The following is a 25,015-nucleotide window of genomic DNA, read 5'->3' as shown; positions in this document are numbered from 1 at the left end:
CAGCCAGCACCGAAAGTAGTACCGAAATCGGGTTACGGCTTCAGGCCAGCCGGAACCCCATTGGGAAAGCGGCGCTGGATTTCCTGTTGGATTTCCTGGGTACGGTTGCCGGGGTTGGGGTGCGTCTGCAGAAACTCGGGGCCTCCGCCCCCACCGCCGCTTTGTTCCAGCACTTGCATGACCTGCAGCAGGGAACGGGGGTCATAGCCGGCATCGGCCACGTAGTCTACGCCTACGCGGTCGGCTTCCAGCTCGTCTTCGCGGCTGAAGCGCAACGATACCACCTTGGCAATGGCGGCGGCAATGGCGGCATTGGCAATAGAGCCCCCCGGCCGGTTCGAGTCATACATGCCGATGGCAGCGGCCCCGCTCAGCCCTTGCGTGAGTTGCGACTTGGCCAGCTGCTGAGCCGAATGCCGCTCAATGACGTGGCCAATTTCGTGGGCCAAGACCCCGGCCACCTGACCTTCGGAGCTGAGCTTTTTCACCAGCCCCGCCGTGACGAACACCTGCCCGCCGGGCAGCGCAAACGCGTTAATGGTCTGGTCATCGGCCAGCAGGTGAAAGTCAAATTTATAGGGGGAGCGTACCGCGGGGGAGCCCTGGATAATGGCGTTGCCAATCCGGTCGATGGTGTTCTGGGCTTCCTGGTCGGGGTACAAGCCGCCGTACTGCTGGGCCATTTCGGGCGCTGCCTGCAGGCCCAGGGCAATTTCCTGCTCCGTGGTCATGTTCACGTGCTGAGTTTCGCCGGTCACGGGGTTGGTTTGGCGGTTGCAGTAGTAGGTAATCAAGGAAAAGCCCCCGACAATCAGGGCAATGAGGTAGCGAAGGTTGCCTCTCATGGGTAGGGAAGGATTATGCGTGGAAGAGAGTAGCCGCCAGCCCGCGGGCCAGGGTTTGCAGTGTAACGCGAAGCGGAAGGCAGGGTTACGAAGACCCGTAAGTGGCCCTGTTGTCACCTTCCGCGCGGGTTTTGCGTAGAGGGCGCAGGCTGTCAAGCGGCAGCATTCCTACTAGCTGGTCTCTCTCCTCCTTTCCCTTTTCCTTATGAATCAGAAACGCACCTTCGGCGCTATCCTCACCATCCTGGGCATTGTCGGCATCATTTACGCGGCCCTGGGCTTCCTGCACATTGGCGGCGTGTCGTTAAGCAAAATCAATTCGCTGGTGCCCTTCATCGTCGGGCTGATCTTCTTTTCAGCGGGCATCAACTTGGTAAAAGCGACCGGCGACCGGTCGTAGCTACCCCTTGCCAAAACGCCAAGGCCCCACCGGAGATGCTAACTCCGGCGGGGCCTTGGCGTTGTTACGCGGGGCAAAAAGGGGGGGGCCTTACCCGGCCACTTGTAGGCCCTTGATGCGGGCAAAGCTAGCCAGGGCAGAGTCCATGCCCAGCCAGGAGGATGAGTAAGTAACGTGCTGGGGAGCATGGGCAAATACCACGGAACCGGCCTTGAGCGTCCGGATTACGCGGGGAGCCTCTGCCACTGGCAGTGCGGGGCAGCCCTGGCTCCGGCCCAGGCGCCCGTGCTGGCGTACAAACTGCTCACTGACATAATCGGCCCCGTGTACCACCACCGCCCGCTCAGCGGCCCGGGAGTTGTAGGCCTCATCCATGCCATGGAGCTTCAGCGACAGGCCATGCTTGCCGGTGTAAGGTTGCCCGGTTACGTAAAAGCCCAGGCTGCTCATCTCCGACCCGTTGCGATTAGAAAAGGTGCGGGCTACGTCTTCGCCGGTGTTTTTCCCGTGTGCTACCAGCGTGTGGTGCAGCAGGCGGTTCTGCCGGACGTCAATTACCCACAGGCGCTTTTGCCGGCTGGGCAGGTCAAAGTCGATGATGGTAAGCGACGCCCCGGCGGCTGCCGACCCGTGGTTTTGCAGATTATAGTAGCCTAACAAAGCTTGCCGGTAAACATCCGGCCGAAGACCGGTGAGGGCCAGCTGCGCTGCAGTATAGGTGCGCAACACTTCCTGCTCGAATGCCGCCTGATAAAAGGCCCGCTGTACTTCACTGAGCGTAACGGTGCGTGGATTGCCCCGATACGCGGGCGAACCGCCTACCGCCGTTGCGCTGCTCAGCAGGCTCACTATCCATACAAATGCGCTCAACCGCCCTACCATTCTCTTCATAGTCATCTACGCTTTACTTTCGGCCGACGCCAAGGGTTCGGCACCGCCAAATTACTAGTTTTGCAACGTGGCTCCAACGCCATGCTTTTAGCCCTGGTTCCGTATGCGGGTTTGTCTTGTTCTTTTTCTGGGTCTGCTGCTTGGCAGCTGTGGCCACCGGGTCCCGACGCTTCCGGGTTTCGATGCCGCCACTTGGCGGTCCGATGTGTATGCGTGCCGGGGGCTACGCCAAGGGCAGCTTGCGGTACTAGCTAAAAACCGGGACGCTTTGTACCGAGTCCATACTGATGCTATTGACCAGCTGCTGGGCCGCCCTGATGAGGTAGAGCTTTCTGCTCAAACGGAAAAAGTCTATACCTACTACGTGTTGCCCGGAGCTCAGTGCAGCCCTGGTCATCCGCACGCGCAGGCTGGGCGCCTCACGCTGCGTTTCGACCCTTTGGGTCTCGTAACGGAAATTCTGATGCCAAACGTACGGCCTCAGTAGTACCATAAGCCGGCCTTACCAGCTTATGGTACTACTGAGCTTCTGCGGGATTATCTAGCGCACGTTGGCGAGGCACTCATAGCAAAAGCCGGGGCGGAAACTCGCTTTTTCCGTCCCGGCTTTCAAGCGGCCTGTCTCTTTGCGGGCTACTCTATGCCTTGCATGGGCATATGATCAGGACTCTTGAAGTACTGCATGGCTACCAACGAGATGATGACGCCCGACATAGCTCCCTGCAGCAGAATGGCCAGAAAGCAGATGGTTACGGACAGATCGAAGCCGAACAGGTCGCTGGCCCGGAGCTGCTCCATCAGGCTAGGATTGATGACGGCGTACACCAAAAAGAAAAAGCCAAACGCAACGGACGCTACAATGGCCGTGATAATGCCCGTCCCAAAGCCGTGCAAGTAGGGCATGCGGTTATGTCGGTAGCGACGGTAGCGGGCAATGGCCATACAAATCCCAATGGCCAGGATGACGGCATTCAGGTAACTGAATTCGATGCGGCCGGTGAGCTGCAGCAGGCTGGCAAGCAAAAAGTAGAGCACCATGCCGCCTGCCGTAAGCAGGCCATATCGAACCCCATTGGTTTCGGGCGTAATCTGAGAAACAGCCATAGGACAAAGCAGTAAAAAGGTGAAAAACGACCAACCGGAACTACCCTTGGCGGCTGGCATGTTCAGTACCAGGGAGTTGGCGTCGGCTGTTTATCTATACGGTAGCCCAAACCTTTGGTGTTGGGCAGGCTGGCATTTTTTTATTGGATACGGCTTTAGCAACGCGTCAGCCGCGTTACCGCGCGGAGCCCCAGCCATTTTTGCGTACTTTTGCGCGCTGCTACGCCGGCAGGCTTCTTTGCGCGTTCGACCCTTCTTGTTTTTATGATCAGCACCACCAACGTTAGCTTGCGCTACGGCAAGCGCATCCTGTTTGAAGACGTCACTATCAAATTTATGCCCGGCAACGTGTACGGCCTTATTGGTGCCAACGGCGCTGGCAAGTCCACGTTTCTGAAGATTCTCTCGGGCGAGATTGAGCCCAATACCGGCTCGGTAGATATGCCTAAGGGCGCCCGGCTTTCGGTTCTCAAGCAGAACCAGTTTGCCTACGACGCTCACCCCGTGCTCCAGACCGTGATTATGGGCCACACGCGCCTGTGGAAGGTGATGGAGGAAAAAGATGCCATCTACGCCAAGGCCGATTTCTCGGACGCCGACGGTGAGCGGGCCGCTGAGCTGGAAGGCGAGTTTGCCGACCTGGAAGGTTGGAACGCCGAATACGAAGCCGCCGAGCTGCTTTCCGGCCTGGGCATCGGCGAAGACAAGCATCACACCCTGATGGGCGACCTGGGCACTTCCGACAAAGTGCGGGTGCTGCTGGCCCAGGCCCTGTTCGGCAACCCCGACGTGCTGCTGCTGGACGAACCCACCAACGGCCTGGACGCCGAAACCGTGCTGTGGCTGGAAAACTTCCTCGACTCTTTCCAGAACACCGTGATTGTAGTCAGCCACGACCGTCACTTCCTGGACGCCGTGTGTAACTACATGGCCGATCTGGACTTCTCGAAGATTACCATGTACCCCGGCAACTACTCGTTCTGGTACGAGTCGTCGCAGCTCGCTCTGCGGCAGCGCCAGGAGGTAAACAAGAAGACTGAGGACAAGCGCAAGGAGCTGGAAGAGTTTGTACGCCGCTTCTCGGCCAATGCCTCCAAGAGCAAGCAGGCTACCTCGCGTCAGAAGCTGCTACAGAAACTCACGCTGGAAGAAATCAAGCCTTCCTCACGCAAGTACCCCTACATTGCCTTCAAGCCCGAGCGCGAAGCCGGCAACCAGTTGCTCACGGTAGAAAACCTGAGTAAGTCGGTAGATGGGCAGGTGATTTTCAAGAACGTGTCCTTTGCCCTTGATAAGAAGGACAAGGTGGCCATCATCAGCCGCGACGACCGGGCCGCCTCCCTCCTGTTCGACATCTTGTTTGAGCAGATCAAGGCCGATTCGGGCTCCTTTAAGTGGGGCACCACCATCACGCCCAGCTATTTCCCCAAGGAAAATGAGGAGTTTTTCGACACCGACCTCAACCTGGTAGACTGGCTGCGCCAATACAGCACCGAGAAGGATGAATCCTTTATCCGGGGCTTCCTGGGCCGCATGTTGTTTTCGGGGGAAGAGTCGCAGAAGAAATCCAACGTGCTGAGCGGAGGCGAGAAAGTGCGCTGCATGCTTTCCAAGATGATGATGGAAGCCGGCAACGTGCTGGTGCTGAACGACCCCACCAACCACCTCGACCTCGAAAGCATTACGGCCCTGAACAACTCCCTGCAGGAGTTCAACGGCACGTTGCTGTTTGCCTCCCATGACTTGCAGGTAGTGGAAACCGTAGCCAACCGCATCATCGAGCTGACGCCCACCGGCATCATCGACCGGCGCATGGATTACGAGGAGTACCTTGCTGACGAGAATATCAAAACGCAGCGCCAGCGCATGTACCAGCTGGTGTCGTAAGCACGTTGTAGCTTTCCTATGAAACAACTAGCTCTTGTCCTTTCCCTCGGTGGGGCCAGCCTTTGGCTGGCCCCTACCGTTGCGGCCCAAACCACAGATAGCACTTCTACCAAGCCGCAGCTGAACACGGGCCTGCCAACGGCCCCGGCCCGTAACCAGCCGACGCCCGCTCCGGTTTATCAGCCCGAAGGCGTGCCTGCAGAAGCCACCCCGCGCGCCGAAAACGTGCCCGCCGCGCCGCCTCAGGTACAGCAGGCACCTACGGTTCCCCGTCGGTTTTTCCTGTATTCTAACTTTGGGCTGGGCTTCAGCAGTAATCCTTATTACGGGAGCCAGTTCAATGCCAGTATAGCCCCGGCCATTGGGTACCGGGTGACGGAGCGACTGGCCCTGGGACCGGGCATTTCGTATGCTTATAACCGTATCTCTCCGCCCCGGGGTGTACAAGGCCAAGGCTTCAGCACCAACAGTTTCGGAGTGAAAGGTTTTATGCAGTTCATCGTGTTTCAGGAGTTTTTCCTGCACGGTGAATATGAAGTAACGCGTGCCGAAGCCCTGTACCAGGACAATACTGGCCGAGTTTTCGTAGGGAAAACCACGGTAAATACACCTTTACTGGGTGCGGGCTACCGTCAGCAGTTTGGCGACCGGGCGGCGGGCGACATTACCCTGCTGTACAATTTCAACGACGGCATAAACGATATTTACGGCCAGCCTGTCGTACGATTTAGTTTTCTGTTTGACTTGAAATAGGCGTTATTTTATTTTCTCCAACAAAAAAGGGCTGCCCGTCTAGAGCAGCCCTTTTTTGTTATGACTGGTGTAATTACCTACACCGTGCCACCACGAATCAGGCGCAGTACAACGGCAATAATTGCAATAACCAACAGAATGTGGATCAGGTTGTTACCCTGAATTCCGGTACCTAATACGCCAAAGAAGCCCAGGGCCCAGATGATGATCAGGATGACGGCGATGATATACAGGAGATTTCCCATGATGAAGGTGAATTGTGGTTGGAAAAGGAGAGGAGAGAAACCACCATCGAACCCCAAGATTTTGTGAAAACAAAAACCGCAGTAAGATGATTTGGGGATTTGTACGGGGGTATTTGGAAAAGGATATAAACCGATAAGAAAATTCTTTTAGGCTAACCACAGGCTTTCAGCAAACCGCTTGGTTCCATACCCCTTACGCAAGGCGTTTTTTTGCCGGGTAACCTGCGGCTTTAGGCGGCGGGACTGGCAGATTTCCCCCTAGCTTTGCGGCCGCAGCCCTGCCGGGTCTGTACTTCCCACCCAACCTGTTATTCGTATGCTTCAAGTAGCCGTTATTGGCTCGGGCACCATGGGCAATGGCATTGCCCACGTATTTGCCCAACATGGGTTCCCCGTAGCCCTCATCGACATCAGCCAACCTGCCCTGGATAAAGCCCTGGGCACCATTGGCAAAAACCTCGACCGGCAGGTGACGAAAGGCACCTTGTCGGAGGAAGACAAAACCAGCACGCTCGGCCGCATCACAACCTATACCAGCCTGCCCGAAGGAGTGGCCCAGGCTGATATTGTGGTAGAGGCAGCCACCGAAAACGTGGAGCTGAAGCTGAACATCTTCCGGGAGCTGGACGCCCACGCCCCCGCCGGCGCTATTCTGGCTTCCAACACTTCATCTATTTCCATCACCAAGATTGCGGCCGTTACCAAGCGCCCGGCACAGGTGATTGGGATGCACTTTATGAACCCGGTGCCGGTGATGAAGCTGGTGGAAGTTATCCGCGGATATGCTACCTCCGACGCCGTGACGGCCCAGGTGATGGACCTGTCGCGCCAGCTCGGCAAAACGCCTACGGAAGTCAACGACTACCCCGGTTTTGTGGCCAACCGCATTCTGATGCCCATGATCAACGAGGCCATTATCACCCTGTTTGAGGGTGTGGCCGGCGTGGAGGAAATTGATACGGTTATGAAGCTGGGTATGGCCCACCCCATGGGCCCGCTGCAGCTGGCCGATTTCATTGGGCTGGATGTGTGCTTGGCCATTTTGCGCGTGCTGCATGAGGGCCTTGGCAACCCCAAGTATGCTCCGTGCCCCCTGTTGGTGAACATGGTGCAGGCCGGCCGCCTGGGCGTAAAGTCGGGCGAGGGGTTCTATGCCTGGACGCCCGGTTCCAAAGACTTAGTGGTAGCCGAACGGTTCCGTAAGTAGCCTTCCCTAATTCGTAAGCTGAAGCCCGCCCCAACCCCGTTGGCGGCGGGCTTCTTTTTTTATGCGAGCTGACTCCGGCCGCTATCCTGGGCGGCGGTGCATTGGCTTAGGTCAACCAAGCGGCAGCCGCGTACCACGTAGAACCGACACCCCCACAATAGCTGGCACGGTCGAGCTGGGGTAGGCCGTGGAGAAGCGCCGGAGTGAAACCTTCGGGGGTGAAATACGCTTATAGAGTATCTTTTCGACGTAATTCCCCTCTCCTATTCGTATGGAACAAGCCACATTTGGCGGCGGCTGCTTTTGGTGCACCGAAGCTGTATTTCAGAATTTAAACGGTGTACAGAAAGTAGTATCGGGCTACACCGGCGGCCGCATAGCCAACCCCACCTACAAGGAGGTTTGCAGCGGCCTCACCGGGCACAACGAAGTCATCCAAATCACCTTCGACCCCAGCGTTATCAGCTATGAGGAGTTGCTGGAAATCTTCTGGAAAACCCACGACCCCACCACCCTCAACCAGCAGGGCAACGACGTGGGCACGCAGTACCGCTCTGGCATTTACACCCACAACGAGGAGCAGCAGCGCCTGGCCGAAGGCTACAAGCAGAAACTTACCGAAGCTAATGCTTTCAACGGGCCCATTACCACCGAAATCCTGCCGCTCAAGGCTTTCTACCCCGCCGAAGCCTACCACCAGAACTACTACAACCTGAACAAAACCCAGCCTTACTGTCAGTTTGTGGTGAAAAGCAAAGTAGATAAGGTGAAGGCCGTGTTTGGGGAGAAGCTGAACCACGGATTCTAGCGGATTTTTCGGATTCCACGGATTTTGTGGACGATTTGCGGCACAGAAAAGCCTCGCAACTGCGAGGCTTTTCTGTGAGTGCACCTGTCATCCTGAGCGCAGCGAAGGACCTTCTCGCGTCAGCATAAGCCGGTGCAACGTGAGTAGGTCCTTCGCTGCGCTCAGGATGACAAACTGAGTAGAGAGAATCGTCCACAAAATCCGTGGAATCCGAAAAATCCGCTAGAATCCGTAGTTCAGACGCTCACCCCATAGTCGCGCAGAGCGTCGTTCAGGCTCGTTTTCAAATCGGTGCTGGGCTTGCGCTGACCAATAATGAGGGCACAGGGTACATGGTATTCGCCGGCGGCAAACTGCTTGGCGTAGGAGCCGGGAATGACCACGGAGCGGGCCGGCACGTAGCCTTTGTACTCCTTGGGCTCAGCCCCCGTCACGTCGATAATCTTGGTGCTGCCCGTGATGGTAACGCCAGCCCCAATAACGGCCTCCCGGCCTACGCGGCAGCCCTCCACCAGAATGCTGCGGGAGCCAATGAAAGCACCGTCCTCAATGATAACCGGGGCCGCCTGGACGGGCTCTAGCACACCACCAATACCCACGCCCCCGCTCAGGTGCACGCCGGCCCCGATCTGGGCACAGGAACCCACGGTAGCCCAGGTATCGACCATGGTACCCTCGCCTACCCAGGCGCCGATGTTCACGTAGCTGGGCATCATAATTACACCCGAAGCCAGATAGGCACCGTAGCGGGCCACGGCGGGTGGCACCACGCGCACGCCCTGCCCGGCGTAGTCGGTTTTCAGGAGCATCTTGTCGCGGAACTCAAATGGCCCCACTTCAATGGTTTCCATCTGCCGAATGGGGAAGTACAGGATAACGGCTTTCTTCACCCAGTCATTCACCTGCCAGTCGTCGCCGACGGGCTCAGCTACCCGTAGGCGGCCTTTATCCAGTTCTTCAATGATGGTGTTGATGGCCTCGACGGTAGCCGCTTGCTGCAGCAGGCTCCGGTCGTTCCAGGCGGCTTCTATGGTAGCGCGAAGATCAGACATGCGAAAAGGGTGCAAAAAATGGATTGACACAAAACTAGCATCTTTGATAGCAACCGCGCCGATAAAAACCTCTTTGAATTCCTCTCCTGCCTTTCCGCGCCCCATGAAGACCATTCTGCTGGCCTCGGTGCTCAAACCCGTAGACGATACCCGCATGTACGGCAAGTTTGCCCGCACGCTGGTGGGGCAGCCGGACGTGAGCGTGCATGTAGCGGGCCGCAGCGGGCCCGGGCACCTGCCGGCACCAAGCGGGGCTATTCAGCAGCACAGTCTTTTTTGCGGCAGCCGCCTGAGCTGGGCCCGGGTGCGGGCGCAGGCCCGGTACTGGGATCTGCTCCGCCGCCTCCACCCAACGTTGGTGGTAGTACATGCCCCGGAGCTGCTGCCCCTCACCGTGTTATGGCAGGCACTGGGGCGCAAGCGGCAGTTCCTCTATGATGTGCGGGAAAACTACGCCCTCAACATCCGCACGCAGGGGGTGTACCCGGCTTGGCTGCGCCGGTTTCTGGCGGCTACGGTGCGGGGCCTGGAAAACCTGGCAGCAGCCCGGGCAGCCGGCGTGCTGCTGGCCGAAAAAAGCTACGCTGAGGAGCTGCCCTTTGCCACCCCGGCGCATACCCTTGTTCTGGAAAATAAATATCAACCCGCCCCCTCAACGGTACCAGCCATTGCCCCACGCCCCTGGCAGCCTGGCCAGCCGCTGGAGCTGCTGTATTCCGGCACTATCTCCGAGCTGAATGGGGCGTTGGATGCCATTGCCCTGGCCAAAGCCTTGTACCAGGTGTGGCCGCAGGTTCGGCTGACGATAATTGGGTTTTGCCAGCAGCCAGCCTTTTTACTGCGCCTTCAGCAGGCCATAGCGGAGGCTAGCGACTTTGTCACCCTTATCGGCGGTGCCCAACCCGTGCCCCATGCCCAGATCCTGACCACTATTACGCGTAGTCACGTGGGCTTGCTGCCGTATCAGGAGCACCCCAGCACCTGGCGCTGTATTCCCACCAAGCTGTTTGAGTACCTGGCCAATGGACTACCGGTGCTGCTGCCGCCCAACCCGGCATGGGTAGCGCTGGTCCGCCAGCACCACGCCGGGCTGACCATTGATTTCCGTGACCTTTCTCCGGCCAGCATGCGTATGCTGGCTACACGCCTGCAAGCCGGCGGCTTCTACCCGCACGGAATTCCTCAAGAAGTTTTCTGGGACGGTGAAGGGCAAAAATTAGTATCCCTCCTGGATTCTATCTGGTAACTGCCGACCTTTGCCCCCCGTTTATGCGCTGAGAAGAAAGTTTTCTACCTTCCGCCCTTTCGCGCACTTTTCCTGCTAAATCCCCCTCCCCCAATGTCTACTCTCCGCCAAAGTGAAATTGCCGGCGTAGGCCACTACGTCCCCGACCGGGTAGTTGCCAACGCAGATCTTGAACAAATGATGGAAACCACCGATGCGTGGATTCAGGAACGCACGGGCATCCGGGAGCGGCGCTGGTTTGAGGAAGGCAAGGACACCACCGCCAACATGGGGGCCAATGCGGCCCGCAAAGCCCTGGAAATGGCTGGCCTGCAGCCCGACGACGTACAGCTAATTGTCTTCGCCACGCTCTCCCCTGACTACCTATTTCCGGGTTCCGGAGTGCTGTTGCAGCGCGAGCTAGGCATTAAGGCCCCAATTGCTGCCTTTGACGTGCGCAACCAGTGCTCGGGCTTTATCTATGCCCTTTCCTTGGCCGACCAGTTCATCAAAACCGGTATGTACGAAACGGCGCTGGTAGTGGGCTCCGAAATACACTCCTCCGGCCTCGACAAAACCACCCGGGGCCGCGCCGTCTCCGTAATTTTTGGGGATGGTGCCGGCGCCGTGGTGCTGCGCCGCAGCAATGAGGAAGGCCGCGGCATTCTGAGCACCCACCTCCACGCCCAGGGCGAGCATGCGGAGGAATTGATTACCCGGGAGCCGGGCTCTAACCGCGACAACCGTGTGCAGATTGTGCTCGACGAGCCCGAAGCCATGTACCCGTACATGAATGGCCAACAGGTGTTCAAGCACGCCGTGACGCGCTTTCCGGAGGTCATCAAGGAAGCCCTCGACCAGAACGGCTACCAGCCCCAAGACATCGACATGCTGATTCCCCACCAGGCCAACCTGCGCATCACGCAGTACGTGGGCCAAAAAATGGGCCTTACCGAAGACAAAGTGTTCAGCAACATCCAGCGCTACGGCAACACCACTGCGGCTTCCGTCCCGATTGCCCTCAGCGAGGCCGTGCAGGAAGGGAAAATCAAGCGCGGCGACCTGGTGTGCCTGGCAGCCTTTGGCTCCGGTTTCACCTGGGCCTCGGCCCTGATCAAGTGGTAGGTTTTTAATCAAGAGTGAAGAAAGAAGAATGAAGCATTGGCCGTTCTGGAGTTTCTGCTGAACTGTTGAACGACCAATGACTTATTCTTCCTTCTTCATTTCTCATTCCAAGGAATGCCCAGCTACACCGAAGAAAACTACCTAAAAGCCATTTACAAGCTGGCCGAAGCTTCACCTGGCCTCGACGTGAGCACCAACAGCGTCTCGGAGGCGCTGCAAACCCGGCCGGCCTCGGTCACGGACATGTTGCGGCGGCTGGGCGAAAAAGGCCTGCTTAATTATCAGCGGTACCGGGGCGTTTCACTTACTCCGGAGGGCAAGCGGTTGGCGTTGCTCACCATTCGCAAGCACCGCCTGTGGGAAGTGTTTCTGGTGCAGCAACTGGGGTTCAGCTGGGATGAGGTACACGAAGTGGCTGAGGAGTTGGAGCACATCCAGTCCCCACTGCTGGTGCAGCGGCTGGACGAGTTTTTGGGCTACCCGCAAACCGACCCGCACGGCGACCCTATTCCGGCAGCCGATGGCTCTATCAACCGAGCCCGTCACCGCCTAGTGGCTGACCTAGCCGTGGGTGAAGAGGGTACCATTGTGGCCGTGCGCAGCACCGCCGTGCCCTTCCTGCAGTACCTGGATAAGGTTGGTCTGCGCCTGGGCTCCCAGCTTAAAGTAATCGATAAAATCGATTTTGATAACTCCCTGGAAGTCAGCATAGACTGCCAGCGCAAGCAAATGCTTTCGGCCGAAGTTTCGCGCAATTTGTTTGTAGCAGGCTAGCTACTATTGCTAATTTTTTCGCGCCTGCGCCAGCCGCTGACTTTCTCTTTTTCCTGCTCCTGTGTCTTCCCTGCTGCCTCCTTCCCTTTCCGATACCATTGTGGCTTTGTCCACGCCTCCAGGCTCGGGCGCCATTGCGCTGGTGCGCCTCTCGGGGTCGCAAGCCATTGCCCTCACCGAGTCCATTTTCGCGGGCAAATCGTTGCAGGAACAGGCCACGCACACGCTGCACTTCGGCACCCTTCGCGACGGAGAGCGTATTCTGGATGAGGTCGTGGTTTCACTGTTTCGGGCCCCGCGCTCCTACACCCGCGAAGACGTGGTGGAAATCAGCTGCCACGGCTCCGACTACATTGTGCAGCAGGTGCTCAGCTTGCTGGTGCGCGGGGGTGCGCGGCTGGCCGAGGCCGGGGAGTTTACCAAGCGCGCCTTCCTGCACGGGGCTTTCGACCTGGCCCAGGCCGAGGCCGTAGCCGACCTCATAGCCTCCGACTCGGCCCTTTCCCACCAGGTAGCCATGCAGCAGATGCGCGGCGGCTTTTCCCGCGAGCTGAAGGAATTGCGGGCCCGGTTGGTGCAATTTGCTTCCTTGCTGGAGTTGGAGCTAGATTTCGGTGAGGAAGATGTAGAGTTTGCCGACCGTAGTGGCCTCACCAACCTGCTGCAGGAGCTGGAAGGCATTATCCGGCAGCTGCTGCGCTCCTTCGAGTTGGGCAATGTCATTAAAAACGGCGTGACCACCGTTATTGCTGGCAAGCCCAATGCCGGCAAATCAACTTTGCTGAACGCCCTGCTGAATGAAGAGCGCGCCATTGTATCGGCTATACCCGGTACCACCCGCGACTTTATCGAGGATGAGGTAAGCCTGGAAGGCATTCGGTTTCGGTTTGTGGACACCGCTGGCCTGCGCGACACTACCGACGTGGTGGAGTCGATGGGCGTGGAGCGTACCCGTCAGCGCGTGCGTCAGGCGGCGCTATTGCTTTACCTGTTTGACCTGACCACTGCTTCTCCGGCCCAACTTGCGGCCGAACTCGCGGAGCTCAACCCAGGCAACCTGATTCCCGCTTTGGCCGTGGGCAATAAGTTAGACCAGATCAGCTCCGCCGAAGCTGCGGCGTATGCAGATACTGATGCCTTGCTGCTATCCGCCGCTACCGGCCGGGGCATGGACGAGCTGAAACAAGCACTCCTGCAAAAAGTGCGGGGTACGGGCCTCGACCGCACGGGCTCCGCCACCATCGTTACCAATGTGCGCCACGCCCGCAGCCTGGAAGCTGCGCTAGCGGCTCTGCTCGCCGTGCAAGCGGGCCTTCAAAGCAATACGGGCACGGAACTACTGGCCGCCGACCTACGCCGGGCGCTGGCGTACCTGGGCGAAATCACCGGGGAAATATCCACCGACGACCTATTAACCAGCATCTTCACCCAGTTCTGCATCGGAAAGTAGGGCGCACGCAGCCTCTTCAGCGCGGAATATTTTGTATATCATCCGGGCCTTCCTTCAAATTGTCGGCATAGCGAATAATTTTGCGCATTAGCCCGAACATCTACCTTCTTTTGGTAGTTGAATAGATTCAGGCTTGGCCCGGGCTTTCCGCCCTGCCGGTAATTCTTTACTTTCGCCCCGCATCCACCCTAATACACGCTTATGGCAGAGTCTGCTGAGATTATCCTCGACGGGAAATCGTATTCCTTCCCCGTCATCGAAGGTACCGAGCACGAGAAGGCAATTGATATTGCCAAGTTGCGCGACCAAACCGGTTACATTACCATCGACTCGGGCTACAAAAACACCGGCGCTACCAAAAGTGCCATTACGTTCCTGGACGGCGAAGAAGGCATTCTGCGGTATCGGGGCTACCCCATCGAGCAGCTGGCTGAGGAGTCGAGCTTCATGGAAGTGGCTTACTTGCTGATTTACGGCAAACTACCTACCCAGGCAGAGCTGGATTCTTTCAGCAACCAGATTACCAAGCATACCCTCGTGCACGAAGACGTGCGCAAGATTTTTGATGGGTTCCCCTCGGCGGCCCACCCTATGGCCATTCTCAGTAGCCTGATCTGTGCGCTGACGGCTTTCTATCCCGAGAGCGTATCGCCGGACCTGAGCAAGGACGAAATTGACCTGAACGTGATTCGGTTGATGGCCAAGCTGCCCACCATTGCAGCCTGGACCTACAAGAACAACATGGGCCATCCGCTGAACTATCCGCGGAACGACCTAGACTACGCGTCGAATTTCCTATACATGATGTTCAGCTTCCCCACGGAGAAGTATGAAGTCAACCCTGTAGTGGTGCGCGCCATCAACAAGCTCCTCATCCTGCACGCCGACCACGAGCAGAACTGCTCTACCTCGACGGTTCGTTTGGTGGGCTCGGCGAATGCTTCGCTGTACGGCTCGGTTTCGGCTGGTATCAACGCCCTCTGGGGCCCGCTGCACGGTGGCGCCAACCAGGAAGTGGTAGAAATGCTCGAAGCTATTCAGCGCGACGGTGGCGACACGAGCAAGTTCATTGCCAAGGCCAAGGATAAAAATGATCCGTTCCGCCTGATGGGCTTCGGTCACCGCGTCTACAAAAACTTCGACCCACGGGCCAAGATTATCAAGAAAGCTGCCGACGAGGTGCTGACGGCTTTGGGCATCAACGACCCCCTGCTGAAAATTGCGCAGGAGCTGGAGCAAGCGGCCCTCACGGATCCTTATTTCATTGAGCGCAAGCTCTATCCGAACGTTGACTTCTACTCGGGCATCATCTACAAAGCCATTGGCATTCCCACCGAAATGTTTACGGTGATGTTTGCCCTGGGCCGCCTGCCCGGCTGGATTGCCCAGTGGAAAGAGATGCGCGAAAACAAAGAGCCGATTGGCCGTCCCCGCCAGGTTTACACCGGCGAGCTGAACCGGGACTACACCCCGATTGAGCAGCGCTAGAATAGCCCACGAAAAAAGGCTACCTCTGCAGGTAGCCTTTTTTTTATTTACCGTTTCGCCAGCCTAGCGTACGGCCACCGTTTTGCTGTGTAAGGCAAGAAGTTTGGGCATGTATGGCTGAACGCGCGCCAGCTGAGCAGGCATCAGAATTGAAGCTAGTTGCATTTCATACCCAGCCTGAATTTCCTGAATCAGAAGCTCCTGCTGCAGTGGTGAGGAGTTGTGGCTTTTTACTCGTTCTATTTCCCGCATCATACGGATGCTGAGGCTGCGCACACGCTTATACTGACCTTCGTTGAGGTGGCCTTTGGAGGCAAAGGTACGGCTGATCGACGTGGCTTGGCGACTGATGGAGGTATCACCGGCGGATTTGGCGCAGCTCGAAAGCAAACTGCCCGCAAACAGAAGAATAGCACAAAGAGTACGTATAGGTACAGTCATGACTGGTATCGAGTGCAAAGGTGAGTGACGGAAAAATGGCAACCGGGAAATCGACAAAACCCGTTTATGTAAATTTCCCTAGTATAACTTGATCAAATATAAGTCTTTCTGTTTCCTTGACAAAGAATAATCAAATTTAATTTCAGCATAATTATAAACACAAAAAGGCGCCCCGGGGGCGCCTTTTTCAGTACCATATAGCCACAGGCCTAATTCGCCATAATACTAAGGGCAGTCATGTTGCTTTGTGCTTCCTGGTATACAGCCAGTTGGCGGGGGCGCAACAGGCTGGTAAGCGCCGCTTCGTAGCGTTGCTGCGCATCGGCCAGACGCTGGTCCAGAATTTCCGGATCGGCCGCGTAGCGGGACTTTAGGTCATCAACCTCGGCCAGCATACGCGTGTTCAACTGCTTTACTTTGAGGTACTGCCCTTCGTCGAGCTGCATGGTGCTGGCCATAGCCCGCGACAACTTGGTGGCCCGAGCCGCAATGGCGCTACCGTTGTCGCCGGTAGCGTTATTTTCCTGGGAAGCCTGGCTGGCCACAGAAACCGCCAGCAGCATACCCACAAGCAGGAAAATCTTTTTCATAAGTAGGTGAGGTGAAAGGGTGAAACGAAGAAGAGAAATCAATAGGGCAGCCGTTGATGCTGCTGAACAAAGCTAAACTTATTTTTTAATAAAACAAAGAATAAATATTACTATTCTAATCAAGTAGTTTTTACATCAAGCATCTTATTATTGATTATCACTTGTTTATCAACCACCTGAAAAAGAAGAACTATAACTTTAAAAAGCCCAAAGCCCCGCTTGGTGAAAGCGGGGCTTTGGGCTTTTGCTGCTTAAGCGGAATGACTAAAGGATCCGGAATTCTATCCGGCGGTTTTGCTGCCGACTGGCTTCCGAGTCGTTGGGTACCAGTGGCTTATTTTCGCCATAGCCCCGGAACCGGATTCGGGTAGAGGATACCCCGTTAGCCGACAGATATTCGTACACGGACCGGGCCCGGTTCAGGGAAAGCTTCTCATTGTCAGCCTCAGCCCCTACATCGTCGGTATGCCCGGCAATTTCTACTTGCACATCTTTGTACTGCTGCATGAACCCGATCAGGCGGTTGAGCTCGGTACGGGAAGTAGGCTTGAGTTTGTACTCGTTCGTTTCAAAAAATAGATTATTCAGCACCATGGTGCGCCCGGCCCGCAGGGGGTCCAGGTACAGATCGAGCGTGAGGGGGTCAAAAGTGTGCTTGTCGCTGTAATCGAAGCTGAGGCTTTTGAGCAGATATCCATCGGCGGAGGCGTACATGGCATAGTGCCGGCCTTCGTTGAGCACCACGGTATAGTCCCCATCCAGTGGGTCGGACGTGACGTACTGCACCAGCTCGTTGGTTTGTACGTCGTAGAGCTGCACATCCGCCTTGAGTGGTTTTTTGGTGTTAGCATCGAATACCCGGCCCTGGGTATACGTACTGGTTTCGCGGGAGCGGACGGTTTTGGGCACGTCAAAGGAAAACAACTCCACTGGCCGGTCGCGCTCCGGAATACCAGGTTCGGCCGGCCGCGTGCGCGAGCAGTAGCCCCGGCTGTTGTCGGATGCAATAAACAGGGATGCCTCGTTTTCGTTGGTATTAAGCGGGTAACCCAGGTTAACCGGCTCCGACCACTTTTGCCCGCTCAGGCTGCACTTGTACACGTCCAGCCCGCCCATGCCAATCAGGCCGTCCGTCACGTAGTAGAGCGTGGTACCGCTGGCGTGGATGAAGGGAGCCATATCCTTGCCGGCAGTATTGATGGGTGTGCCGAGGTTGCGGGCCGGACTCCAGTTGCCATCTGCCTGCAGCATGGTCATGTAAATATCCTCTAGGCCCTGCCCCCCGCGCCGGTCGGAGGTAAAATACAGGGTGCGGCCATCGGCCGACAGGGAAGGCTGGGAGTCCCAGGCAGTGGAGTTGACGAGCTTACCCAGGTTACGCGGTTTGCTCCAGTTGTTGCCCGTTCGGCGCGAAATAAACAGGTCGCAGTTGCCGACGGAACCGGGCCGGTCGCAGGAAGCAAAAACCAGGGTTTTGCCATCCCCGGAAATGGTGCCCGCGCCCTCGTTCAGCTGGGTGTTGATGGCCGCTGAAATCGGCTGCGGTGCCCCCAGCGTACCGTCCTTGTTTTGGCGGCTGAGGTACAGGTCTTCGTCGCTCTGAGCTGTAGGCCGGGCCGTATACAGCAAAAAGCGGTTATCGGCCGTGATAGAGGGGAAATACTGGTAGCGAAACGTGTTGAGCGGCTCGGGCACCCGCTGCGGGGCCGGCCCGGTAGGGTTGGCCACGGCTTTCACGGCAAACTCGCTGTTTTGCAGCTGATGCTGAGCTTTAGGAATGCTACGGTGGCCTTTGGGCGCCGACTTTAGGAAGCGGCCGTAGCTCTCGCCGGCCACCTGGTATTCCCCGAAGCTCATGGCCAGTTCCCCCAGGGTAAAGTAATCCAGGGAACGGGCGGGGTCGAATGGGATTAGGGTCAGGCCTTTCTGATACGCTACGAAGGCCGCGCGGGTGTCGCCCATGGCTTTCAGCAAAGACCCTTTCACCAGGAAAGGCTCTCCCAGGGAAGGAAACTTCTCGTTCAGAATGGTGAGCGTCTCAATGGCTTTGGCAAATTCCCGGTTCTTGGCCTGCCCCTGCGCTTTATCAAACAGGTTGCGGGCTTTGGTGTTGGTAGAGGACAGTTTTTGCTGCGCTACTACAGGTGGACCGGCCAACAAGGCCACGCCCAGGAATACTGCCACGACGAAACGACGCATACAACGGTGGAGGCTAGGGAATGTCGAGGTATTTATGCGTTTGCAGCGACACCTGCCACTGCGGGTGTTGCTTCACGTAATCGATAAGCAAGGGGGTGATGGTGGCGGCCTTACTCCATTCCGGCTGCAGGTACAGCCGGGTGTGCGGCCCCGCCATAGCCGCGTGCTGCTCGGCCCAGGCAAAGTCGCTCTTATGAAAGACGACCACCTTGAGTTCGTGGGCCTGGGCTACTACCTCCGGCAGTGGGGCTTTAAACTTTTTAGGCGACACACATACCCAATCCCAGTTACCGGAGAGTGGGTAGGCACCTGATGTTTCGAGCCAGGTCTGGCAGCCCACTTCCTTCAAGGCACCCGTCAGCTCCGTTAAGTCATACATCAGTGGCTCCCCGCCGGTGATGACCACGTTGCGCCCCGGATGCGCTAACACCGCCGCTACCATGTCCTGAATAGCTACCCGGGGGTGCAGGCCGGCATCCCACGACTCTTTCACGTCGCACCACACGCAGCCCACGTCGCAGCCGCCCAGACGCAGAAAATAAGCAGCCCGGCCGGCGTTATATCCCTCACCCTGAATAGTATAAAACTGCTCCATCAGGGGCAGTGCGGCCGAGCTGGCAGTGGTCAGGGAAGAAAGGACGGGCAGGGAAGTAAGCAAGTGAGTCAAAACGCAAGCAAAAACAAAAAGGCCGGTTTCCGGGGCGGAACCAGCCACCGCGTAGCATAGTTCCGCCCCAGACGTCCGACCTGAAAAGTAACGGAATCAGATGGCAAATGAAAGCCAAAGATACCGGAAAAATAGGATTCTACCGGGCGTACACCTCGCCTTTTGCGGCGCGCAGGGTATTCAGCAGCAGCATGGCTATGGTCATGGGCCCGACGCCTCCTGGCACCGGCGTGATGAACGAGGACAATGGAGCTACTTCCTCGAATTTCACGTCACCTTTGAGTGCCCAGCCCGCCTTTTTGCTGGCATCCTCCACCCGGGTGGTGCCCACGTCAATAATCACGGCGCCGGGTTTCACCATGTCGGCCGTCACGAACTCCGGGCGGCCGAGGGCAGCTACCAGAATATCCGCCGTGCGGGTTATTTCAGCCAGGTTCTGGGTACGCGAATGGCATAAAGTCACGGTGCAGTTACCGGGCTCTAAGTTCTTTGCCAGCAGAATACTAACCGGCGTACCCACAATATTACTCCGCCCAATTACCACGCAGTGCTTGCCATCAGTAGGCAGCTCGTAGCGCCGCAGCAGCTCCACAATACCCGAGGGCGTAGCGGGCAGCAGGGCGGGCAGCCCGGCCACCATCCGCCCGATGTTCATCGGGTGGAAACCGTCTACGTCCTTCTCGGGGCGGATAGCTTCAATCACCTTTTCGGAAGAAATATGGCGCGGCAGGGGCAGCTGCACGATGAAGCCGTCGATGCTGTCATCTTCGTTGAGCTCGGCCACTTTCGCCAGCAGCTCGGCCTCCGTGATGGTGTCCTCGTAGCGCAGCAGGGTGCTTTCGAAGCCCACCCGCTCGCAGGCCAGCACCTTGTTGCGCACGTAAGTTTCGGAGCCTCCATCGTGGCCTACCAGCACGGCGGCCAGGTGCGGCACTTTCTGGCCGGCGGCTTTGCGCTGGGCTACTTCGGCGGCAATTTCTTCTTTGATGGCCTCGGCGGTCTGCTTGCCGTCGATGAGGCGGTAGGTGGTGGCGTCGGGGGCTGTGGTCATGCGTGTGAGGGTTAGGCTATATCCTGGGGTTGTTCGGGCTTGGGCTTGCTGGCGTGGGCGGCAATGGCAGCGGTGCCGGCGGACTGCAAAGCGGCTTCCATAGCGGGCCAATCGTCGCGCCACCGGAACTTGCGCTCTTGGCCTTTGATGATTTTTTCTAGCTGTTCCGGGCTCGTGCAGTTCTTGAGGAGGTTACTGGACATGGTCTGAAGAAGTATATCATAGCACGCCGTGTCAAGAAGTGTATGAGGTAAAAAGAAAGGGTACGCGCAAAAAAAACGCGGCTCTTTCGAGAGCCGCGTTTCACTTATCTAATCAATTTTCAATACAGCCAGGAAGGCCTCCTGGGGAATCTCCACGGACCCTACCTGACGCATCCGTTTCTTACCCTCTTTCTGCTTTTCGAGCAGCTTGCGCTTCCGGCTGATGTCGCCGCCGTAGCACTTGGCAATTACGTTTTTGCGCAGGGCCTTTACGGTTTCGCGGGCAATGATTTTCTGACCTATGCTGGCCTGGATAGCAATTTCGAACTGCTGGCGGGGCAGCAGCTCCCGAAGCTTTTCGCAGAGGCGGCGGCCCCAGTCGTAGCTTTTGCTGCGGTGCACAATGGCCGATAAGGCATCCACCTTCTCCCCGTTCAGCATCACGTCCAGCTTTACCATGTCCGACTCGCGGAAGCCAATCAGCTCGTAGTCGAGGGAAGCGTAGCCGCGCGAAATGGTTTTGAGCTTGTCGAAGAAGTCGAACACGATTTCCGACAGCGGCAGCTCAAACGTCATTTCCACCCGCTCCGAAGTGAGGTAGCTCTGGCCCTTGATGATGCCACGCTTTTCCATGCACAGCGTGATGATGGGCCCCACGTAATCGGCCGCCGTAATGATCTGGGCCTTGATGTAGGGCTCCTCAATCAGCTTGATCATGTTCGGCTCGGGCATTTCGCTCGGCGCGTTGATGGTCAGCAGCTGGTCTTTGGTGCCGGTGGCGTGGAACTGCACCGAGGGCACGGTGGTAATCACCGTCATATTGAACTCGCGCTCCAGACGCTCCTGCACAATTTCCATGTGCAGCATGCCCAGGAAGCCGCAGCGGAAGCCGAAGCCCAGGGCCACCGACGTTTCGGGCTCCCATACCAGAGAAGCATCGTTGAGCTGCAGCTTCTCCATGCAGGAGCGCAGTTCTTCGTACTCGGTGGTATCCACCGGGTAAATGCCGGCAAATACCATGGGCTTCACGTCCTCGAAACCCTGAATAGCCTCGGCCGTAGGGCGCGCTACGTGCGTGATGGTGTCGCCGACTTTTACTTCGCGCGCTTCCTTGATGCCCGAAATGAGGTAGCCTACGTTGCCAGCCGCTACTTCCTGGCGGGGCTCTTGGTTAAGGCCCAGAATACCGATTTCGTCGGCGCCGTATTCCTTGCCGGTAGCCATGAAGCGGAGCTTGTCGCCCTTGCGCATGGTGCCGTTCTTAATCCGGAACAGAACTTCGATACCCCGGTAAGAGTTGAAAACCGAGTCGAAGATGAGGGCCTGCAAAGGGGCCTCCGGGTCGCCCTGGGGCGCGGGTATCCGCTCACAGATGGCGTTGAGGATATTCTCGATTCCAATACCGGCCTTACCGGAGGCATGGATGATTTCGTCCCGGTCGCAGCCAATCAGGTCCACAATTTCGTCCGACACTTCCTCCGGCATGGAGTGGGGCAGGTCGATTTTGTTGAGCACCGGAATGATGGTCAGGTCGGAACCGATGGCCAGGTAGAGGTTGGAAATCGTCTGGGCTTCAATCCCCTGCGAGGAATCCACAATCAACAGGGCGCCTTCGCAGGCAGCAATGGAGCGGGATACTTCGTAGCTGAAGTCGACGTGGCCGGGGGTATCAATCAGGTTGAGCGTATACTGCTCGCCCTTGTACTGATACTGCATCTGGATGGCGTGGCTCTTGATGGTGATGCCCCGCTCCCGCTCCAGGTCCATGTTATCGAGCAGCTGAGCTTGCATATCGCGCTTGGCCACGGTGCTGGTAAATTCCAGCAGGCGGTCGGCCAGCGTACTCTTGCCGTGGTCGATGTGGGCGATGATGCAGAAATTGCGGATGTTCTTCACTAGAGGCAGTTTTTTCTAGCTGCGAAGGTAGGCAAAACGGCCCGGAAAAGCTAGTTTTTGGGAGTTGGCCGCCGGTTATGGTAGCCTGCGGGGGTTTAAGTAACTTGGGGAGCCATCTGCTATCCTCTCTGCTATGAACCTTGACCTTAGCCGCACCGTCTCGCCCACGGAATCCAGCAAAGCCAGTATTACGGCGCTTAACTCCATTGTTCTTTATGGCTTAGCCTTCCTGCTGGCCTACGGCGTGCACCAGCTGGCCACGGCGGCCATGGCCCACCGACTGGGCATTCCGCTCACCCTGCACCTGAGCCACGTGCAGTTTCTGATTCCCGACCGGCAGTGGTGGCGCATTGCCGTTATTGCCGTGTATGGGGTGGGCCCGTTCCTGAGCCTGCTACTGGCTATTGGGGCCGGGCTCCTGTTCTGGTTTTACGGGCGGGGCCGCAAAGGCCGGCTCAAGCTTTTTTACTTCTGGCTGGCTTTGCACGCCTTCAACCTGGTACTGGGGGGCCTTATTGCAGGCTCATTCACGCAGCTGGGATTTTGGTATGTACCCCGCTGGCTCTTCGTGGAGGGAGGCACGGCCTTTCCCATTGCCTTAGCCGTGCTGGGTGGCATTATTGCGGTAATTACAGGTTACAAAGCGGCCGTAGCCTTCCTGCAAAGCCACGACTCGCGCACCATGATGCTCTATGCCAACCGCGGCCAGCTCATTTTTACCGGCTTGCTGGTGCCCTGGGTGGTAGGCAGCCTACTGCTGGCAGCTCTCAAGTGGCCGGACCTGACCACCTACGAGGGGCTGCTGTTTGTGACGATGGGCCTTTTCCTGCTCCCGCTAAGCATCTCCAGCCGCAACGAGCTGTTCCAGGATACCGTGCCTACACCCCGAAAAACCACCATTGCCTGGGCCTTTGTGGGAGCTTTTCTGCTTTTGGCGCTGCTCTGGCGCCTGGTCTTCAATGCCGGCATCACGCTGTCCTGAGCGCTGGCAGTTTATAAAAAACGGCAATCTACGCTTGTATGTAACGGCGCAGCCCGCCGGAACTAATCAGGAGCCCGGTGAACCCGCTGAAAAGGTGTGCGTAAGCAAAGGGTATCATACCCTAACGTCCACCCGCCATGAGCTTACACCTGAACACGGCCGCTGTGAAGTTTGCCAGGCAGCTGATTGCAGACGGCAAACTCAAAAACGACCAGGGCCACTGGGGCCAGCACAACCCTGATACTAGCCAGGAAAACAAGTTTCTGGAAAAGCACGAAATAGCCGAATACGGACAGTGGCACCTGGGCCTCGACGAAACCAAGGGCGAAGACACCAAGGGCCGCTACCACTTCCCCTACGGCGACTTCAAAACCGTGCACCGCGACGGGCTGATTGCCGCTAAAGAACGGGCCGCCCAGCAAGGCTACCACGACATCGAAAAGGCGGCCGATGAGCTGCTTCAGGCCCTGGAAAAGAAGGCTGCTCACTCATAAAGCAACCATTGCTGGGGCCATAACAACGCCAGCCGGCCTACGGGTAGGCTGGCGTTTTTTGGTGGCTGGCCAGCTGCTTCCCTCCTTCAGTAGCGCTACTTTACTTCGTTTCCTTTTCTCTACATTGTCCGGAAACTGCCTAGCTATTAATATCCGCTTCTCTGTGGTGTATAAACTTTGTCTGTTCCTGCTGGTGAGTATGGTTAGTTTTACTGGCTGGGCCCAAACGGTAACCGCCACGGGCCAGGTGCTCAATGCCCAAACCAAGGAGCCGGTGCCGTTTGCCATTCTGGGCGTGCCGGGCAAGGCTATTGGCACCGCAGCCGATGAGCAGGGCCGTTACCTGTTGCGCCTCCCACCCGATTTACGCGACACCCTCATCGTGTCCTGCGTGGGCTTTATGCCCTATGTGGTAGCGCCAGCTCAGTGGCAGGCCGGGCAGCGCGTGTTTCAGCTCCAACCCCTGCATCAGGTCCTCGAAGGCGTTACCATTCAAAGCCGTAAGGTGCAGCCGGCCAAGCTGGGCCGCACCGCCGAAAAAGCCGATGTCCGCTGGATGGCCGGCAGCTCGGGTAAAACCACCGTCGATGATGAGTGGGGCTGGGAGCTGGGGACGTTACTTACCCCTGGGCGGCGCTCCTACCTGGAAGAACTCTACGTCTATTTCACCGACAACAAGTACGAGCGGTTGCGCTTTCGTCTCAACCTGTATACCGTGCGCAGCAACCGCCCCGACCAGCTGCTTAGCACCCAGGATGTACAGCTCCTCTGCCCGCCTTCCCGCACCGGCTGGCTGAAGTTGGATTTGCGGCCTTACCATATTGTGCTCAACGGCCAGCCCGTGGCCGCTACCCTGCAGTGGCTGCAAAGCGAAAAACAAGCCCCCGAAAACAAGTATTTCTCCATTCCCGTGGTGCGCCAGAAGCAGCCCGGCATGGTAGAGCGCGAAAACGGCCAGGCGGCCTGGACCGTCCATAACCTGCTCCCCAGCCTGTACTTCACCGTGCTGACGGAGGAGAAGTAGCGGAATCAGCAAAACAGCCTATCACATAACTGACAATTCCTATAACACGGCTGACAATGCTTTTCGCACCTCGGCCATACCCTTCCGCGCCATTATAGCGGATTCGTGAACCGTTCGCCCTGGCTACGGGCTGCTGCGTAGAGTAGACCATGAAACCGTATTCACTCGATTTGCGCAGCCGTGTGGCGGCGGCCTGCCACGAGCCGGGCGCCAG

26 protein-coding genes are annotated in these 25,015 nt (G+C 57.5%); 14 read left to right on the top strand and 12 right to left on the bottom strand.

Annotated elements, in window-relative coordinates; all coding sequences use genetic code 11:
* Window positions 1-32: 32 nt before the first annotated feature.
* Window positions 33-845, bottom strand: coding sequence for a M48 family metallopeptidase (locus tag FY528_RS18420; protein ID WP_149072499.1), 813 nt, complete (start codon window positions 843-845; stop codon window positions 33-35).
* Window positions 846-1,050: 205 nt separating this feature from the next.
* Here FY528_RS18420 and FY528_RS18415 point away from each other — a divergent pair, with 205 nt between their 5' ends.
* Window positions 1,051-1,245 (top strand): hypothetical protein, encoded by a 195-nt coding sequence (locus FY528_RS18415; protein ID WP_149072498.1) that lies wholly within the window; start codon window positions 1,051-1,053, stop codon window positions 1,243-1,245.
* 90 nt (window positions 1,246-1,335) lie between these two features.
* Here the strand turns inward: FY528_RS18415 and FY528_RS18410 are convergent, their stop codons facing one another.
* Complete coding sequence (locus FY528_RS18410) at window positions 1,336-2,136, bottom strand: murein L,D-transpeptidase catalytic domain family protein (protein ID WP_187632192.1); 801 nt, start codon at window positions 2,134-2,136, stop codon at window positions 1,336-1,338.
* A 268-nt stretch (window positions 2,137-2,404) separates the two neighbouring features.
* Here FY528_RS18410 and FY528_RS18405 point away from each other — a divergent pair, with 268 nt between their 5' ends.
* Window positions 2,405-2,623 (top strand): hypothetical protein, encoded by a 219-nt coding sequence (locus FY528_RS18405; protein ID WP_149072496.1) that lies wholly within the window; start codon window positions 2,405-2,407, stop codon window positions 2,621-2,623.
* Between the two features lie 146 nt (window positions 2,624-2,769).
* Here FY528_RS18405 and FY528_RS18400 read toward each other — a convergent pair whose 3' ends face one another.
* Window positions 2,770-3,240, bottom strand: coding sequence for a DUF4199 domain-containing protein (locus FY528_RS18400; protein ID WP_187632191.1), 471 nt, complete (start codon window positions 3,238-3,240; stop codon window positions 2,770-2,772).
* A gap of 264 nt (window positions 3,241-3,504) precedes the next feature.
* On the opposite strand from FY528_RS18400, the gene FY528_RS18395 reads away from it, so the two are divergent.
* On the top strand, window positions 3,505-5,127 hold the full coding sequence (locus FY528_RS18395; protein ID WP_149072494.1) for an ABC-F family ATP-binding cassette domain-containing protein: 1,623 nt from the start codon (window positions 3,505-3,507) through the stop codon (window positions 5,125-5,127).
* Window positions 5,128-5,145: 18 nt separating this feature from the next.
* Window positions 5,146-5,880, top strand: a complete 735-nt coding sequence (locus FY528_RS18390; RefSeq protein ID WP_149072493.1) for a hypothetical protein — start codon at window positions 5,146-5,148, stop codon at window positions 5,878-5,880.
* A gap of 77 nt (window positions 5,881-5,957) precedes the next feature.
* Here FY528_RS18390 and FY528_RS18385 read toward each other — a convergent pair whose 3' ends face one another.
* Window positions 5,958-6,125 carry a lmo0937 family membrane protein gene (locus FY528_RS18385; RefSeq protein WP_149072492.1) on the bottom strand — a complete coding sequence of 56 codons (168 nt, stop codon included), beginning with the start codon at window positions 6,123-6,125 and terminating at the stop codon, window positions 5,958-5,960.
* Window positions 6,126-6,441: 316 nt separating this feature from the next.
* Here FY528_RS18385 and FY528_RS18380 point away from each other — a divergent pair, with 316 nt between their 5' ends.
* Window positions 6,442-7,332 carry a 3-hydroxyacyl-CoA dehydrogenase family protein gene (locus FY528_RS18380; RefSeq protein WP_149072491.1) on the top strand — a complete coding sequence of 297 codons (891 nt, stop codon included), beginning with the start codon at window positions 6,442-6,444 and terminating at the stop codon, window positions 7,330-7,332.
* A gap of 271 nt (window positions 7,333-7,603) precedes the next feature.
* Window positions 7,604-8,140 carry a peptide-methionine (S)-S-oxide reductase MsrA gene (gene msrA / locus FY528_RS18375; RefSeq protein ID WP_149072490.1) on the top strand — a complete coding sequence of 179 codons (537 nt, stop codon included), beginning with the start codon at window positions 7,604-7,606 and terminating at the stop codon, window positions 8,138-8,140.
* Window positions 8,141-8,376: 236 nt separating this feature from the next.
* On the opposite strand, the gene FY528_RS18370 is transcribed toward msrA, so the two are convergent.
* Complete coding sequence (locus FY528_RS18370; protein WP_149072489.1) at window positions 8,377-9,192, bottom strand: 2,3,4,5-tetrahydropyridine-2,6-dicarboxylate N-succinyltransferase; 816 nt, start codon at window positions 9,190-9,192, stop codon at window positions 8,377-8,379.
* A gap of 103 nt (window positions 9,193-9,295) precedes the next feature.
* On the opposite strand from FY528_RS18370, the gene FY528_RS18365 reads away from it, so the two are divergent.
* The 5 genes from FY528_RS18365 to FY528_RS18345 all read left to right on the top strand — a co-directional run bounded on the left by FY528_RS18365 (window position 9,296) and on the right by FY528_RS18345 (window position 15,254).
* Window positions 9,296-10,438 carry a glycosyltransferase family protein gene (locus FY528_RS18365; protein WP_149072488.1) on the top strand — a complete coding sequence of 381 codons (1,143 nt, stop codon included), beginning with the start codon at window positions 9,296-9,298 and terminating at the stop codon, window positions 10,436-10,438.
* Between the two features lie 93 nt (window positions 10,439-10,531).
* Window positions 10,532-11,542 (top strand): 3-oxoacyl-ACP synthase III family protein, encoded by a 1,011-nt coding sequence (locus FY528_RS18360; RefSeq protein ID WP_149072487.1) that lies wholly within the window; start codon window positions 10,532-10,534, stop codon window positions 11,540-11,542.
* 114 nt (window positions 11,543-11,656) lie between these two features.
* Window positions 11,657-12,316 (top strand): metal-dependent transcriptional regulator, encoded by a 660-nt coding sequence (locus tag FY528_RS18355; protein ID WP_149072486.1) that lies wholly within the window; start codon window positions 11,657-11,659, stop codon window positions 12,314-12,316.
* Window positions 12,317-12,377: 61 nt separating this feature from the next.
* A complete protein-coding gene (mnmE, locus tag FY528_RS18350) occupies window positions 12,378-13,766 on the top strand; it encodes a tRNA uridine-5-carboxymethylaminomethyl(34) synthesis GTPase MnmE (protein WP_149072485.1) in 1,389 nt (462 codons plus the stop codon).
* 201 nt (window positions 13,767-13,967) lie between these two features.
* Window positions 13,968-15,254 carry a citrate synthase gene (locus FY528_RS18345; protein WP_149072484.1) on the top strand — a complete coding sequence of 429 codons (1,287 nt, stop codon included), beginning with the start codon at window positions 13,968-13,970 and terminating at the stop codon, window positions 15,252-15,254.
* 63 nt (window positions 15,255-15,317) lie between these two features.
* Here the strand turns inward: FY528_RS18345 and FY528_RS18340 are convergent, their stop codons facing one another.
* From FY528_RS18340 to lepA, 7 genes are all read right to left on the bottom strand, one after another.
* Window positions 15,318-15,695 carry a hypothetical protein gene (locus FY528_RS18340; RefSeq protein WP_149072483.1) on the bottom strand — a complete coding sequence of 126 codons (378 nt, stop codon included), beginning with the start codon at window positions 15,693-15,695 and terminating at the stop codon, window positions 15,318-15,320.
* Window positions 15,696-15,904: 209 nt separating this feature from the next.
* Complete coding sequence (locus FY528_RS18335; protein ID WP_149072482.1) at window positions 15,905-16,285, bottom strand: hypothetical protein; 381 nt, start codon at window positions 16,283-16,285, stop codon at window positions 15,905-15,907.
* A 264-nt stretch (window positions 16,286-16,549) separates the two neighbouring features.
* Window positions 16,550-18,484 carry an OmpA family protein gene (locus tag FY528_RS18330; RefSeq protein WP_149072481.1) on the bottom strand — a complete coding sequence of 645 codons (1,935 nt, stop codon included), beginning with the start codon at window positions 18,482-18,484 and terminating at the stop codon, window positions 16,550-16,552.
* A gap of 13 nt (window positions 18,485-18,497) precedes the next feature.
* Window positions 18,498-19,079: a 7-carboxy-7-deazaguanine synthase QueE gene (locus tag FY528_RS18325; RefSeq protein WP_149072531.1), complete on the bottom strand. Its 582-nt coding sequence runs from the start codon at window positions 19,077-19,079 to the stop codon at window positions 18,498-18,500.
* A gap of 211 nt (window positions 19,080-19,290) precedes the next feature.
* Entirely contained in the window at window positions 19,291-20,202 is a 912-nt protein-coding gene (locus FY528_RS18320; protein WP_149072480.1) for a bifunctional 5,10-methylenetetrahydrofolate dehydrogenase/5,10-methenyltetrahydrofolate cyclohydrolase, read from the bottom strand.
* 11 nt (window positions 20,203-20,213) lie between these two features.
* Window positions 20,214-20,405 carry a hypothetical protein gene (locus tag FY528_RS18315; RefSeq protein ID WP_149072479.1) on the bottom strand — a complete coding sequence of 64 codons (192 nt, stop codon included), beginning with the start codon at window positions 20,403-20,405 and terminating at the stop codon, window positions 20,214-20,216.
* Window positions 20,406-20,513: 108 nt separating this feature from the next.
* Window positions 20,514-22,301, bottom strand: coding sequence for a translation elongation factor 4 (lepA, locus tag FY528_RS18310; RefSeq protein ID WP_149072478.1), 1,788 nt, complete (start codon window positions 22,299-22,301; stop codon window positions 20,514-20,516).
* A gap of 133 nt (window positions 22,302-22,434) precedes the next feature.
* On the opposite strand from lepA, the gene FY528_RS18305 reads away from it, so the two are divergent.
* From FY528_RS18305 to FY528_RS18295, 3 genes are all read left to right on the top strand, one after another.
* Window positions 22,435-23,283, top strand: coding sequence for a hypothetical protein (locus FY528_RS18305; protein WP_149072477.1), 849 nt, complete (start codon window positions 22,435-22,437; stop codon window positions 23,281-23,283).
* Window positions 23,284-23,420: 137 nt separating this feature from the next.
* On the top strand, window positions 23,421-23,777 hold the full coding sequence (locus tag FY528_RS18300; protein ID WP_149072476.1) for a hypothetical protein: 357 nt from the start codon (window positions 23,421-23,423) through the stop codon (window positions 23,775-23,777).
* Window positions 23,778-23,976: 199 nt separating this feature from the next.
* Window positions 23,977-24,801 (top strand): carboxypeptidase-like regulatory domain-containing protein, encoded by an 825-nt coding sequence (locus FY528_RS18295; RefSeq protein ID WP_187632190.1) that lies wholly within the window; start codon window positions 23,977-23,979, stop codon window positions 24,799-24,801.
* The last annotated feature ends 214 nt before the right edge of the window (window positions 24,802-25,015 follow it).

The organism is Hymenobacter lutimineralis, assembly GCF_008271285.1.
GTDB lineage: Bacteria > Bacteroidota > Bacteroidia > Cytophagales > Hymenobacteraceae > Hymenobacter > Hymenobacter lutimineralis.
This window is presented reverse-complemented; position numbering and strand designations above follow the sequence as displayed.